A 552-nucleotide genomic window follows, 5' to 3' on the forward strand; every position below is an offset into this window, starting at 1 on the left:
ACCCAAGGTGCCGCCGGCCGGCTCGGCCGTGCCGGCGGCCGTGAAGCGGCGCTGCGACGACGCCACCGCGCGCCTCCGCCGGAGGCACGAATCCCTCGGGGCGGCCGGCAAGCGGCCCTGCGTCGCCAACGTCGCGGTCGCCCGCGAGCTCGCCTGCTGGGCCTGGGAGGTCGGCAGGCGCGCCGAGGGGACGCTCGCGTAGCTCCCCGGGGCCCACATAGCCTTCCCGCCGGGAGGGCCCGCGCTTCGACGCATCGCCGGGACCGGCTCACGACCCTTTTTATGGGCAGCCCGAGGGCCGCGCCCGACTATCGAGACTCCAAGGTTTTTCGAAACGACGGTCCCGGACGCAGAATCGAAATGCGGTAGCGCGCGGCGACATACCTGAACCCGCACGCCGCGCCACGAGCCCGCGGATATTAGCTTGCCAGGCGAGCGACGACTAACGAGCATCCGCGCGGGCCCGACCGGTCGTAATACGAGAAGGTCCGGAAAGAAATTTCCGGACCTGGCAGCTTTTGCCTCTTGACAATGGCTTTCTCATATTAAAAA

Annotated in this window: 1 pseudogene; it reads left to right on the plus strand. The window is 68.7% G+C overall.

Features of this window, described 5'->3' with window-relative positions:
• Positions 1-202, plus strand: a pseudogene (locus HMPREF9452_RS12240) (IS110 family transposase); the annotation flags it as partial.
• Positions 203-552 lie beyond the last annotated feature (350 nt).

The organism is Collinsella tanakaei YIT 12063, assembly GCF_000225705.1.
In the GTDB taxonomy this organism is placed as follows: Bacteria; Actinomycetota; Coriobacteriia; order Coriobacteriales; family Coriobacteriaceae; genus Collinsella; species Collinsella tanakaei.